Annotated in this window: 11 protein-coding genes; 1 reads left to right on the plus strand and 10 read right to left on the minus strand. The window is 43.8% G+C overall.

Annotation, left to right across the window (positions count from 1 at the left end):
• Window positions 1-13: 13 nt before the first annotated feature.
• The 9 genes from uvrA to AAEY87_RS06400 form a co-directional block, all read right to left on the minus strand.
• Window positions 14-2,596: an excinuclease ABC subunit UvrA gene (uvrA, locus tag AAEY87_RS06360; RefSeq protein WP_350656414.1), complete on the minus strand. Its 2,583-nt coding sequence runs from the start codon at window positions 2,594-2,596 to the stop codon at window positions 14-16.
• A gap of 186 nt (window positions 2,597-2,782) precedes the next feature.
• A complete protein-coding gene (locus AAEY87_RS06365; RefSeq protein WP_350656415.1) occupies window positions 2,783-3,718 on the minus strand; it encodes an EamA family transporter in 936 nt (311 codons plus the stop codon).
• Between the two features lie 171 nt (window positions 3,719-3,889).
• Window positions 3,890-5,134, minus strand: coding sequence for a DUF819 family protein (locus AAEY87_RS06370; RefSeq protein ID WP_350656416.1), 1,245 nt, complete (start codon window positions 5,132-5,134; stop codon window positions 3,890-3,892).
• 220 nt (window positions 5,135-5,354) lie between these two features.
• A complete protein-coding gene (locus AAEY87_RS06375) occupies window positions 5,355-6,413 on the minus strand; it encodes an NADH:ubiquinone reductase (Na(+)-transporting) subunit F (RefSeq protein ID WP_068327842.1) in 1,059 nt (352 codons plus the stop codon).
• A 72-nt stretch (window positions 6,414-6,485) separates the two neighbouring features.
• On the minus strand, window positions 6,486-6,848 hold the full coding sequence (locus tag AAEY87_RS06380; RefSeq protein ID WP_068035895.1) for a phenol hydroxylase subunit P4: 363 nt from the start codon (window positions 6,846-6,848) through the stop codon (window positions 6,486-6,488).
• A 32-nt stretch (window positions 6,849-6,880) separates the two neighbouring features.
• Window positions 6,881-8,398 carry an aromatic/alkene/methane monooxygenase hydroxylase/oxygenase subunit alpha gene (locus AAEY87_RS06385; RefSeq protein WP_068035897.1) on the minus strand — a complete coding sequence of 506 codons (1,518 nt, stop codon included), beginning with the start codon at window positions 8,396-8,398 and terminating at the stop codon, window positions 6,881-6,883.
• A gap of 59 nt (window positions 8,399-8,457) precedes the next feature.
• Window positions 8,458-8,727, minus strand: coding sequence for an MmoB/DmpM family protein (locus AAEY87_RS06390; protein ID WP_068035900.1), 270 nt, complete (start codon window positions 8,725-8,727; stop codon window positions 8,458-8,460).
• A 47-nt stretch (window positions 8,728-8,774) separates the two neighbouring features.
• Entirely contained in the window at window positions 8,775-9,785 is a 1,011-nt protein-coding gene (locus AAEY87_RS06395) for an aromatic/alkene monooxygenase hydroxylase subunit beta (RefSeq protein WP_350656418.1), read from the minus strand.
• Window positions 9,786-9,855: 70 nt separating this feature from the next.
• Window positions 9,856-10,155, minus strand: coding sequence for a phenol hydroxylase subunit (locus AAEY87_RS06400; RefSeq protein WP_068035903.1), 300 nt, complete (start codon window positions 10,153-10,155; stop codon window positions 9,856-9,858).
• 445 nt (window positions 10,156-10,600) lie between these two features.
• On the opposite strand from AAEY87_RS06400, the gene AAEY87_RS06405 reads away from it, so the two are divergent.
• On the plus strand, window positions 10,601-12,454 hold the full coding sequence (locus AAEY87_RS06405; RefSeq protein WP_350656420.1) for a sigma 54-interacting transcriptional regulator: 1,854 nt from the start codon (window positions 10,601-10,603) through the stop codon (window positions 12,452-12,454).
• 142 nt (window positions 12,455-12,596) lie between these two features.
• Here the strand turns inward: AAEY87_RS06405 and csdA are convergent, their stop codons facing one another.
• Window positions 12,597-14,276: a DEAD/DEAH box helicase CsdA gene (gene csdA, locus AAEY87_RS06410; protein WP_350656422.1), complete on the minus strand. Its 1,680-nt coding sequence runs from the start codon at window positions 14,274-14,276 to the stop codon at window positions 12,597-12,599.
• Window positions 14,277-14,344: the final 68 nt, after the last annotated feature.

Below are 14,344 nucleotides of genomic sequence, written 5' to 3' on the forward strand. Positions count from 1 at the left end.
CTGGAAACTCTCACTACATCAATAAAAAAGGCGCGGTTCGGCTGGTCTTTGATTTTGCCACTTCATCAGGTGTGCCTTGAGCGACTATCTGTCCGCCCTCATCCCCTGCCCCTGGACCAATATCGATAATCCAATCACTATTGCTGGCCACTTGCATATCATGCTCAACCATAATGACCGTATTACCTGCATCGACGAGTCCATTTAATTGTGTCATCAGCATCGATACGTCTGCTGGATGGAGACCAGTGGTCGGTTCATCCAGTATATAGAGTGTATCGCCTCGTTGCGTGCGTTGCAGCTCAGTGGCTAACTTGATGCGTTGGGCTTCACCACCTGATAGTTCAGTCGCTGGCTGACCCAGACGCAGATAACCAAGGCCGACTTGTAGTAACGCATCTAATGCGCGCAAAATAGACGCTTCATCGACAAAGAACTCATAAGCCGCTTCCACCGTTAGATTTAGCACTTCAGCGATGTTTTTATCTCGATAAGTGATCGCCAGCGTGTCATCATCGTAGCGTTGACCATGGCAGACTTGGCAAGGAGCATAGACACTAGGCAGGAACAACAGCTCAACGCTGACAAAACCTAAACCCTCACAATTTGGACAACGGCCTTTGACCGTATTAAATGAGAAGCGACCCGCATCATAACCGCGCGCTTTTGCCTGCTCAGTTGCTGCAAATAATTTACGAACATTATCAAACAGCCCGGTATAGGTCGCAAGGTTTGAGCGCGGTGTACGACCAATGGCTTTTTGATCGATATTAATGAGGCGGCTCACTTTATCCATGCCAGCAATAATTTTGCCATTCGTAACCGTTTCAAACTCTTGCTCAAGTAAATCCGCTTCGCCCGTTGGTGCATCCACGTGGGCTTTTTGTCCTAACGCTTCATTGACCAGCTCAACCAACGCCTGACTCACAAGACTTGATTTACCCGAACCAGATACGCCAGTGACGCTGGTCATAATGCCTAGCGGAAACTCAATACTTAACCCTTGGATATTATTGCGTTCAACATCAGCCAGCTTTAGCCACGCTGTTGGCTGTCTTAGTGATAGTGTAGATAGCTGATTTGTCGTTGAATCCACCGAATCAGTATCAGTAAGTAGATATTGAGCCGTTTGTGAGTGAGCGACATTACGCAACCCCTCTATAGGACCGCTGTATACAATCTCACCACCATGCGTGCCAGCCTTTGGCCCCACATCCACTACCCAATCAGCATGCCGGATGACACTGACATCGTGTTCAACGACAAACACTGAATTACCAGCGGCGATGAGTTCATCCAATGCCCTCAATAGCGCCTGTGTATCAGCAGGATGCAAACCCGCGGATGGCTCATCAAGTACATATACCACGCCAAACAGCTGCGAGCGTATTTGGGTCGCTAGACGCAAGCGTTGTAGCTCACCTGGCGACAAAGTCGGTGTCGTACGTTCAAGTGATAAGTAGCCCAATCCCAGTCTCGTTAATGCCTCGACACGAGTGAGAATATCACTGGCGATACGCTGAGTAACAATGGCTTTTTCGCGGTTTGGTGTCTCATTAACGACCTTGGTGCGAGCCGTCTTTTCAAGTTTAAGCGCTAGCTCGGTTAAAGTTAGTTGCGATAGCTCACCAATATCCAGACCTGCAAACTTAACCGATAGAGACTCTTTTTTTAGCTTCTTCCCATGGCACTCAGGACACTCAGATATTTGCATAAATTGCGAAACGCGCTTTTTGGTGCGCGGGCTTTGGGTATTGGCAAACGAGTGTAATATGAAGTTTTTTGCACTGGTAAAGGTGCCCATATAGTTTGGCTTTTCGCCTTTCTCAATCGCTATGCGAGTTTGTTCAGTATTATATTCAGGATAGACAGGCACCGTCGGCGTCTCATCAGTGAACAGAATCCAGTCGCGAGCTTTCTTCGGCAGCTTATTCCAAGGAGTGTCGATATCGTAGCCAAGTGTCGTCAATATACGACTGAGGTTTTGACCTTGCCAAGCTGGCGGCCATGCAGAAATAGCACGCTCACGAATGCTCTTAGTCGCATCAGGCACCATCAGCTCTTCGGTGACTTCAAACACACGACCAATACCCGAGCACGTTGGGCACGCCCCTTCTGGCGTATTAGGCGAAAACGCATCGGCGTATAGTATCTCTTGATCTGCTGGGTACTCGCCAGCTCGTGAGTACAGCATACGCAGGCCGTTCGATACGGTCGTGACACTACCAACGGATGAGCGTACGGACGGCGTACCTCGTTGCTGCTGTAATGCAACCGCAGGTGGCAACCCTTCTATCGCATCGACATCCGGCTCATCAACTTGATCTATCAAACGCCGCGCATAAGGCGACACAGAATCAAGATAACGGCGTTGTGACTCAGCAAATAAAGTGCCAAAGGCTAAGGATGATTTACCGGAACCTGATATCCCCGTAAAGACTACTAGCGCATTACGCGGTAAATCAACATTGATGTTTTTTAAATTATGGACACGTGCGCCCCGTACCTGTATGCGATTATTAGGATTATTTAGGTTGTTTGTAATTTCTAAGCTAGTATCAGGGTTGGTTTTATTCTTATTGTTTTTAGAGGTCATAAAGTCGTTTTTCCTGTTAATACACGTTTTAATTTTGAGTGTTTTTCGCTGTGTCTATCACACCAGTCAGCCATTGCAAAAGAGTCTAACATGTTCAAATAGGTACTATAGCTAGGCTTACGTATCCTTGCATAGAGAGACAAAACGATAACTTTATACTGTATTGCGCAAGTCATTTAATGCTATTTATGAATAGACTTTCTTCCCAAATCCCAACTTCACATTCGCCAGTATCAGTCCCGATAAGATCAATACCATCGCGAGCATCTTCCACCACGTTATTATCTCGCCTGTGAGCAGCACTGAGGTCGCCATGCCAAATATAGGTACCAGTAGAGCAAAAGGCATAACCTTTGAGGCAGTATTTTGCGCAAGCAGATGCGCCCATAGTCCAAAGCCAATCAGGGTTGAGATATAGACGATAAATCCAAGCGATAGCCACGACTTCATTGATGCCTGCGTAAACGTCGTAAGCTGCCAAGCGCCACTCTCCAGTAGTAGAGAAGATAGCGTCAAAATCACGCAAGCGATTAGACCACCCCATACCACCAGAGCTAGCGCTGATAATGCTGCTGATTTATTCGAGGCTTTGTTAGTGCTACTAGCAAGAGATACTGTAGCGGTCTGTTGTTTAGACGCTTGTTTTGAGGCAATATTGCCAAAGCTCCAACCAATAGCGGCAATCAAAATACAGATAAAGCCAAGTAGCGGCATATCACCGCCAAGGTTCAATGCAATCAGGCCCAGCCCCAGTACGCCGATCACCATCCCCAATACCTGCTTGCCACTTACCGCCTCGCCCAAGATGACATAGGCCAGCAATACAGTGATAAAAATCTGCATTTGCAATAAAAGCGCCGTCAATCCTGCCGATGCACCCAAATGCATAGCAGTAAATACAAACGCGTACTGCAATACAAAAGTGCCAATCGCATAAATGAACAGCGTCCGGTTAAATTTGGGCGGCTTAAGAAACAAAACCAGCGGCACGGCAGTAAAGAAAAAACGCATGGCGGTGAGCATGAGTGGCGGAAAGCTCTCAAGTGCCCAAGCAATAAAGGTGAAGTTGACTCCCCAAATAAAGGCAACCAATACAGCTAAAGCGATGTGGATTGGGGTCATAAGATTATCTTAGAGTAGAGTTAGGATGAGTTTTCACTCATGATGATTGTTGTTGACTATAGTCCAAATTACCATGCATTTGCGACTAAACGTATCAGCGACTAGCGACGAGTTTTTGAGGTGGTTGGGTGATTATTTGGATAAAAGCTGTCAATACTGATAAAAACTCTATCACCCAACCACCAATCGCATCAACTGGGTACTAATATAGCCACCAAACGTACCCACCGCATAGCCAAGAATACCCAAAAACACGCCAACTGGTGCGAGCGACGGATGAAATGCGGTGGCGACAATCGGTGCAGAGGACGCGCCGCCGGTATTGGCATTGGAGCCGACCGCCAAAAAGAAAAACGGTGCACGAATCATCCTAGCCACAGCAAAGATAATCACTACGTGAATACTCATCCATAATAGACCGATGAGCAGGAGCCGCCACTGTGAAACGATGCCAGCAAGATTAATTTGCATACCGATAGCAGCAATCAGAATAAATATAAATACCGTACCGACTTTGGAAGCCCCAACATGGTCGAGTCTGCGAATCTTGGTAAAAGAAAATATAACGCCTATGATAGTAATAATAACCACCATCCAAAAGAATGAGCTGGCAAAGCTATACTGTACTGCCCAGCTGTATGGTGCAAAAAACCCTGCTATCTGCCCACCGATAAAGTGTGCCACCCCTACCATGGCAAAGCATAAGCCAAACATAACCATTAAGTCATTCAGTGTCGCTGGACGCGCATGATCGCGCTCATAGCTCTCAACCGCTGCAATGACTTTATCAATACTACTACTATCAGCCTTTAATAGACGATCTATCTTATCGCTGTGCTTGGCCATGACCAAGATAGCCAATAGCCATAATGAAGCATTGGTCGTATCAACCAAGATCATCATCCCAAATAAGTCATCGCTGACACCAAACAGCTCCTTCATTGCTGCTTGGTTAGCCGCACCGCCAATCCAGCTACCCGCCACTGCTGAAAATCCGCGCCACAGGGTATCATCGGTAAACATACTGGGCGATATCCACTTAGCCACACCTAAGCTAATCGGGCCACTGATGACAATAGCAATACTGGCTGCAAAAAACATAGCAATGGCTTTCCAACCTAAGCCTAGTATCTTAGGGACATCCATCGATAAGGTCATCAATAGCAAACTTGCTGGCAACAGATAAGTAGCCGTAAATCCATAAATCTGCGAGCCAATACCATCAGCGAAAACGCCCAAGCTATTCAGCGTCGCCGGTATAAAGCAGCACAGTACGATACCCGGCAATACGGCATAAAAGCGTCGCCAAAATTTACCAGGCAGCCCTTGGGTATAAAATACTAAGCCGATAATTGCCATGATGATGCCAAACGCTAATGGCAGACTATCAATTGCTAAACTTGAGGTGGCGGGCATTAAAAGGCTCCGGAGTGTGCTAGTTAGTAAAAGTTCGTCAGTATAGACAAGGCGAAAAACAGGTGCAAGCTGGTATTTATTTAGGGTGTGCTGAACACTCCTTAATATCCACCTAAATATACCAGTAAGCAAACGCAAAAAAGCCAGATAAAAAGTATCTGGCTCATTAAAAAACATCAAACTATTTTAGAAGGCTATAGTTCTATCAGGTAAGTAACGATTATATTCTTTTGAACAAAGCGGAGCGACTTGATTCCTCACTGCCATCAGCCGCAGTCAAAAAGCGTTCCATATGAATATCGCGTTCGAATAGTCGTGCTTGCATCAGCGTAGTAATAGTAGAGTCTATCATTGGCGGTGGTCCACACAGATAAGCCTTGTGCCCTGAGCACTTACCATCAAAGTGCTGGTTAACCGCATCATTTACATAGCCTTTGAACCCCGTCCACTCTCCCAGTGTATCTTCAGCACTTAAAGCTGGAATATAGTGAAAATTTTCATTATCTCTTGCTAATTGTTCAAATTTATCTCTATGGTATAGCTCAGGGATATTCCTTGCTCCCTGAAACAAATAAATCTGACGCCTATCGCCCTGCTCCAAAAGATCTAAAATCATAGATTCAGGACTAGATAATCCAGACCCGCCAGCCACAAAAATTACATCTTGATTATCACTGTTTCGGACAAAAAACTGACCATAAGGACCTGATAAAGAAATTTCATCACCGACAGACAGGTCATTATGTAGCCAAGATGTACCTTTTCCATCAGGTACTAATCGTACATGTAGCTCAATTACATTCGGTTGCGATGGAGGATTGGCAATAGAAAAAGCTCGAGTACCAACATCAGGGATGTCCAGATTGATATACTGACCTGCTTGAAACTGTATATCTTCATCCAACTGCAAGCGAACGCCCAATATAGTAGGTGATAACGAATTCCTCTCAATGACCGTTGCCGTATAGTCTTGCACAGGATATCCTAAAAAATCAGGATCGACATCGATATCGGCCTCAATCACCAAATCAGATTCAGGATAACAGCAACAAGCCAGCACTTTGCCCTCGTCACGCTCAACTTCCATGAGTGCAAAGGTAGACGCCTCTCCAAGGTCAACAAAACCCTCAAGTACCTGAACTTTACAAGTCCCACAAGTGCCATGACCACAAGCAAAAGGTAACCACACTCCTTGTCGCAAAGCGGCCTGTAATAATGTTTGACCGTCTTCAACTTCTATAACATCGCCAGTCGGCTCAATAGTCACTTCATAAGACATAGCGCTCTCCATTGCAGTATTTGTTAAAAACCATTATCAGGGTTATTGTTAATTGACTTTTCCTAAGCCAATTTATACACCAGTCCCTCTCCAACCATTTAAACCCGGTGTTTTAAAGCGTAACAATGACTTATGATCAAAGCCAATCTCTGCTAGTGTTTGCTCATCCGACGGTGTGACCATCTCTCCATTTAAATTCCATTGCACCTCATCCCATTTGATATGTTCAAAGTCAGGATGCTGATCAAAACCTTCAGTCAGAACACCAGCCTTGAAATCTTTAAAGGTCATGGTTGGCGGTAATGGAAAAGACTTGGCAGAACAGAACAGCAAATGCTCATCCCAACCGATAAAGACTAAAATATTACCACCAAAGTTGGCTTGTTTATCCATAACGTCACCCGTGTACTCAGGGCGGATTGCTTGAACTGCCATAAAAATCTCCTTATCAATATTTTTTGGTTAAATTAAGCCACACCTTTCCATTTTTTCCAGTTAGCTTCATCAACAGAACCTTTAAAATCCATATTGTCGGCACCGATATTCATGCGATAGTATTCAGTGAGAATATCGTCCAGCTCTGGGCCACCGCAGTTGCCTTGCAAGATTTGATGTACGGGTAGCCATGCCTGTACGTATTTTTCAGGTTCATCATTGAAAATATCTTGACAGCCGTCTGAACACATGTGGTAACGCTCGTCGTTATAGACAGTACTGCGATAACTGAACTGACCTGGATCATCATTCATCTCCGTAAAGGTCATTGGCACTTGGCAAATCTGACATAACTGCGGCAAGCCTTTGCTATAAAAGCGTTTGCCTTCTGCTTCAAGTTTTTTGGCCAGCTCCCAACGAGGGCGATAATACTTGTCAAAAGTATCTGGATATTTTTCACTGAGCCAATTAAGCTCTTCATCGGTTGGGATCCAAGTATGGAATCCAGAAGCATGACCAAAGTTATAAAATATCCACCAAGCCTGATGCGATATGTGTTCTTTTTCCTTTTCAATCACTTCGACATATTTTGGTGGGCGGATACCGTAGCGAGCTAAATCATCGAATAACGCCCCGCCAGCATCTTCAAAGTAGACCTCCCAAGCCTCTTTCCATGACATAACTTTGTTTGGCAGCATATAATCCATCATCATGCCAACGATGGACAGTAGACGCGTGCCACGCCAAAACCACTTATCAATCCACTTTTGCACGATAGGAAGGTTATCTTCGTGCTGCTCAAGTAAAAACTTGATGATTTCAAGTCCAAGCGTCATATGACGTGCTTCATCTGATTGAGCACTAAAACCAAAAGTCACCGTTGCCATGTCGCCGTTGTGCGCAGCTCCAGACATAAAAGGTACAAACAGTAAATTAGTGAGTACGTATTCAAACGAGAACGAAATCGCAAGTAAAAACTCAAAAGGCCCTGCTGAGCGCGCATCTTCAAAAAACGACTTGGGAACAGATAGATACCAGACACGGTCATGCATATGACTCCAGTCTTGGAAACCGTTAAAGTACTTATTAAAATGGCTCATGGCATGAATCTGAGTTTGGACATGACGTAGCTCATCAATAGACTGCATTTGACAGGCGATACGTGCACCAATACCACTAAACTGACGACCAACGTTAGCGTAGCCTTGGTATGCTTGATACTCTAGTGGCGTAACGGCTGTCAAAAATAGCTTGATGGCATTCAAATAGCGAGGATCTGAGATATTCATTTGACCGTTGTTTTGAGAAAAAGCATCAAAAATAGCATATAGCTTTTTTTCCTTTTCAGCTTGATACTTCCAATAAGTATCCATCGTCAAACGGAAAGGATCTTCCCATTTTGACCAGTCTGTAATTTTTATACCTTCAAAATCTTCGTGAGGAAAAGCTTCTTTTCTGTCTTCGTATGAAAAGTCCCAGTCAAGATCACGGGTTAAGAGACGGTATTTCTCTTTTAGGTTGAGCTTTTTGGCGTTTTTTGTAGTAGTCATGGTCTGCTCCTTGTTAGATACGGGATTATCAATCCTTGATAATATTTTGATTTTAGGTATTACTGATGCCAACTTAAGGTCAGCGAGTCTTCTTCTTCTTCGACATTACCGCCTAATGTTACTAAGCTTAACTGTAGCTCTTGAATCTCCCACTCACGACCAAGTTTTTCTTCGACTGTCGCGCGGTTAACAACCAGCTCATTCTCACACTCCATACGAATCATAGCTGGCTGGTAAATGACAGTGACTTTCGGGTTGTCTTCTTCTACTGCTTGGACGATATAGCGTGACATATCGTTGTCTTGCAGCGCTAGATATACTTTTGACATAACAGTTCCTTAAATGATGAAATATAACTTAGTGTATTTAGATAAATTTATGCTGCTGTTACAGTACTTAACCCTACGGTCTTACAGCGTTTGGCCAATTGAGCTTGAGTATCTGCTACCACAATTACCGCTTGCTCTGCACCGAACAGCTTCTCAATCAAAGGCTGATACGCTACTAATACTTTATCCAACCATGTATCCAGCCATTGCTGGCAATGCGACTTATTATCTTCACTCTCAGCCACGATGATTTTGATGACACTATTACTCCAGCCTGTCAGGTCTTTAAAGCAATCTTGCATAAACTCAGTAAGCATCGCGATATCGCGGCCATTATGCTTGACTAACCAAGTATCTAAGTGCTGATAATGGACGACATGAATAACGGTATCCATAACAAGAGACTGCGCAATAAACAGCTCAAACCAATCTTTTACCACTAATGTATTCTCACAAAGCGCACGAACACCTTGCCACGCCGTATCGTTCATCCAATACGCTTTGCCTTGCTGCAATGAATCGCTAGAGTTGCCATCGATTAACAGCCCAATTCGCGATAAATATTGCGCCATACCTAGTCTGTCCATACCTGCATATAAACAAGCTTGGGTAATAGCAGTACCATAACCATAAGCTGCGCCGTACATAAAGTTTAGATTGGCCGTTTGCTCAACGTGGCGTAGCGGTATCAAACCAAACGTAACGGTTTCTAGCACTTCTTCACTTAGATTGTTCAAAAGATCGCGTTTTTCAAAAAATTTATAATTGCTTTCTGCTGTATCTTGCAGGCGGGCACGGTTTTGAACATAAGCCCCATAATAAAACTGGCGTGGATCTTTTAAGTCATACCAATCCGTCATTTGAATGACAGAGTAAGTTTTGTCATTCAGAGTCTTATCAGGATTCCAAAGGGGCTTATAATGAAAGTTTGTGGTCCCCTGAGCGTCATAAGTCGCTTCTTGATAACGAGTAGCAGGCTTCTCACCAAATCTCCGAGAGATATTAGCAAAGGTATGACGAATGGGTTCAAGGCTGGAGGTTTTGATTTCTAAAGACATATTCAGTTATCCTTAATAAATATAAATAGAATCATACGGGTAATTGGGGTGATGGTTATTGCCATTATGACTAGGAGCTTCTAGCTTCAGAATGGTTATTACCTACTAACGTAGACTTGGTGCCATAACGCCATTTGTCCTCCTCTTCATCATTGAAATGCATTTGTTCAGCTGTCATGGTGATGACATTATTGTTGACACAAAATGCTGCAAAACTTGCGGGAGGTAGCACCAGTTCAACGAACAAACTCGAATCTCCAATCGCGAAGTCAAACATGACAAATTTGGCATCCGGTGCACTTCTGACCCGAACATACTTAGGGAGATCATTAAAAGATGGGGGATTTGATTGAGGGGTGTGTGAATTCATCCTAAATTCCTTATTTGGCGTCCTGCCATTTTGTTCAAGTGATTTACTATTAAAGTGACTTACTACTATGATCAGTGAAAGCAATTATCTCAAAGACCTTTCATTGCTAATTTAGACACTACAAGTTGCATGCCAACCACGATTTTTATTTTTTAAGTTACTGAATTTAAAAGTATTTAATTTTTATTTTCATATATTGTCTATTTAAAAACGTTTTTCTTATCATCATTAATTCAGCATTTGCTGAAAATTTATTCTTGGTTTTCATGAAATAATGAAGTCATTTCGCTAACTACGCAGGGTTGTAATGCATCTGATTGCAGAGCAAGCAATATATTTGGATTAAGGTAATTGCGTGATTTGAGTATATGTGTGATTATAAATAGCAACGAATATTCGTCTAAGGATAGACATCACCCAGCCACTGGCAAGGATTGCGTCTGACATGTCAAAGCACTCTCATAGTAATAATTATCAAACCTCTGAAAACCCCAACATTCTCACCCCCTCGCCTATATCACATAGGTCACATAGGTCACATAGCCATTCTCTACTTGAGCCGTTGGAGAAAAATGAACAACAAAGCGTAAAAGAACAGGATTTCTCTAAAAGCATTGAAGACTTATTAACCCATCTCGAATTCGATGTGCATGCAGGCAAAATATGGTTTGGTGGTCAACGTATGCTACTCAATCATGCCCATGCATTATGGCGTCTGCGCGAAGAGCTGAACCTGACGCTTGGCTCTGATATCACACAGCGGCTTTTTTTTCGTTATGGGTACTTTGCTGGCGTGGAAGATGCTGAAATCAGTAAAAAATTACGCCCAGATGGTAGCTGGAAAGAAGTCTTCCTCTCTGGACCACAATTGCACACCATTCGTGGCATGGTGAAAGTCGTCCCTGATGAGATGACTGTGGATTTTGATAGTGGTAAATTTTTTGCAAGCTTTGATTGGTATAACTCATTTGAAGTGGCTTATCATAAAAAGTTCAATGGTCTATCAGAGACGCCCGTATGTTTTAGCTCGCTTGGTTATGCTAGCGGTTATACCAGCTATTTTTTCGGACGGCAGATCGCTTTTAAAGAAGTGCAATGCGCAGCGATGGGGTTTGATCATTGCCGTATAGAAGGTAGACCATTAGAAGAATGGGAGGAAGATACTGATTTGCAAAAGTTTTTTAATACTGAGCGTCTAAACACTGAGTTGTTTGAGCGTCGAAGTAATTTTGATGAAGTTAAAAGACAAAACCCTAATACACGAATAAAGCCTGAAGGTTTTTTTTCTGCCATTGGTGAGTCACCCTCTTTTAAGAAAGCGACCGCGTTGACAAGAAAGGTAGCTAAGACTAAAGCGACGGTATTATTACAAGGAGAAACTGGCGTTGGTAAAGAAGTTTTTGCCCAAGCGCTCCACGAAGCCAGTGATCGCAATGAAAACCCATTTATCGCCATAAACTGTGCTAGCATTCCTACAGATCTCGTCGAATCTGAGCTCTTCGGAGTTGAAAAAGGCGCATTTACTGGCGCTGTGCAAACTCGGCAAGGTAAGATTGAAGTGGCAAGTTCAGGGACACTATTTTTAGACGAGGTGGTTGAGCTTTCTCATCGGGCGCAGGCAGCTTTATTAAGGGTGTTGCAAGAAGGTGTGCTCAATCGTGTAGGTAGTCATATTAACATCTCAGTTGATGTCCGAGTGATTGTGGCAACTAATGAAGATTTACAGACAGCTGTTACTCAAGGTAGGTTTCGCCAAGACTTATATTATCGTTTAAGTACTTTTCCCATTCATATCCCGCCCCTACGCGAGCGTAAGCAAGACATTTTGTTATTAGCCAAATTCTTTTTGCAAAAATATGCCGCGATGTACAACAAGAACATTCAAGGTTTTACCGATCAGGCGCGTGAATACCTCAATCTACACACATGGCCGGGCAACGTTCGTGAGCTCCAAAACGTCACTGAGCGTGCAGTCATTCTTAATGAAGATCACCACTTAATCGATGCAGCTGATTTATTATTATCTAATATACAAGACAGACATAAACAAAACTCACAAAAACTCAAAATATCTGCCGATAGTGGTAGCTTACAGCTCGCTGATGACAGCAAGGTTAATGAGGCGCTTGAAACCTTATTCTATGAAGGTTTCGATTTAGAAAATTTCAACGATAAGCTTATTCATGCAGCTTTGAATCAATGCGAGGGTAATGTATCTAAAGCCGCCCGCTTGCTGAATATTAGCCGTGCCAAACTTGATTACCGACTCAGCAAGTCTAGTGATAATAGGACGCCTTAATATAATATTATAAATAAGTAAAACCAGACGAACACAAAAAAGCCAGATAACGAGTATCTGGCTTTTTGATATTCTATAAATAACGTTGTTTTACGCTGTTAAATCAAACCCAGTAGAGTTGCTATAGCAGCTAAACGCACTCTTATGATGAAGTGTTACCACGGTTGCCACTGTTCGGACGACCTTGACCACGGCTATCAGAACGACCTGCTGGGCGACCTTGGCTGCCACTTGGACGACCGCGACCAGTTGCTGCACGCTCACCGCGTGGAACACCAGTGCTATCACCACGGCTAGGACCACCAGTATGTTTACCTTGATATGGCTTGCCACCTGAACGCTCATTTGGCTTACCAGATGAATCACGTGGCTTACCTTGATAACCGCTGTCATTGCTTGCGCGTTGACCAGTCGGTGCGCTATCGCTTGAGCGACCACGGCCTTGACCACCACCGCTAGACTTACCAGCATAGCCACCACCTGAACGACCACGACCTTGGCCTTGACCACCGCCGCCGTTAGAGCGTCCGCGACCACGGCCACGACCATTACCTTTGTTTTCGCTAGGAACATAAGTTTTCTTAGGCTCCATGCCTTCGATAACTGATACTTCCATTTTACGATCTAAATAACGGTTGATAGCGTTTAGCTGTGGACGATCATCCATGCTACATAAGCTGATAGCAACACCCGTACGACCGGCACGACCACAACGACCGATACGATGCACGTAATCTTCTGTTTGACGTGGTAAGTCGTAGTTGATCACGTGTGATAGGGCTGGCACGTCAAGACCACGAGCAGCAACGTCAGTTGCTACTAAGATTTTACATTTACCATTACGTAAGTCTTGAACGATACGGTTACGTTTGCTTTGTGGCAAGTCACCATGTAAGAAGCTGGCTTTATGGCCTTGCTCTTGTAGAGATTTGGCTAATTTTTCAGTGCTACGTTTGGTTGCCGCAAAGATAATGATTTGTTCCATTTCAGGCTGGCAAACGATTTTATCAAGCAAACGATTTTTGTGATCAAAATCATCACAGTAATACACGTTTTCTTCGATATGAGCTGATTCAACTTTGATTGAAACACGCTCAGGGTCTTTAGTGAAGCTAGCAGCAATTTTACCTACTGGGCCATCCCAAGTCGCTGAACACATGATGGTTTGGCGATTGTCAGGAGCAGCTTTTAAGATATCGTTGATATCATCAGCAAAACCCATGTCTAGCATACGGTCAGCTTCATCAAGTACTAATACTTCAAGGCTTGATAAATCAACGCGACCAGCATTGATATGGTCAAGTAAACGACCAGGAGTCGCAACAATTACTTGAACGCCTTTTTTCAAAGCAGTGATCTGACCATTGTACGGTGCACCGCCTACTAATGGCACACAGAATAAGCCGCGCATGTCTTTAGAGTACGTACGGACGCTGTCATGTACTTGCTGAGCAAGTTCACGCGTTGGCGTTAGGATAAGGGCTTTAGTTAATTTATCAAAGCTAGTCGCACGGCTTAAACGATCAAGTACTGGGATAACGAATGCCGCTGTTTTACCACTACCAGTTTGCGCTGACAATAATAAGTCACGACCTGCTAGAGCAAAAGGAATGGCTTGTGCTTGAATAGGTGTTGGGTTGGTATAACCACTGCGATCAAGCGCGGTCAAAATTGGCTTGGCAATATTAAGGTCAGTAAAGGTTACTTGATCTTCATCAGTCGCGTCAGTAGTAGCCGCTTGATTGTTATTATCAGTATTTGGGGTATCAGTGTTTTCGATGATGCCGTTTTCAGCGGCGATTGCAGATAAGATATCGGTCATGAGAATCCTTGGTAAGTATAAGTTGCTGTAAATTCAGCAAACTTGATGCATACCACTGATAACCGTTC

The organism is Psychrobacter sp. S1-30-MNA-CIBAN-0213 (genome assembly GCF_040309845.1).
Taxonomy (GTDB): Bacteria; Pseudomonadota; Gammaproteobacteria; order Pseudomonadales; family Moraxellaceae; genus Psychrobacter.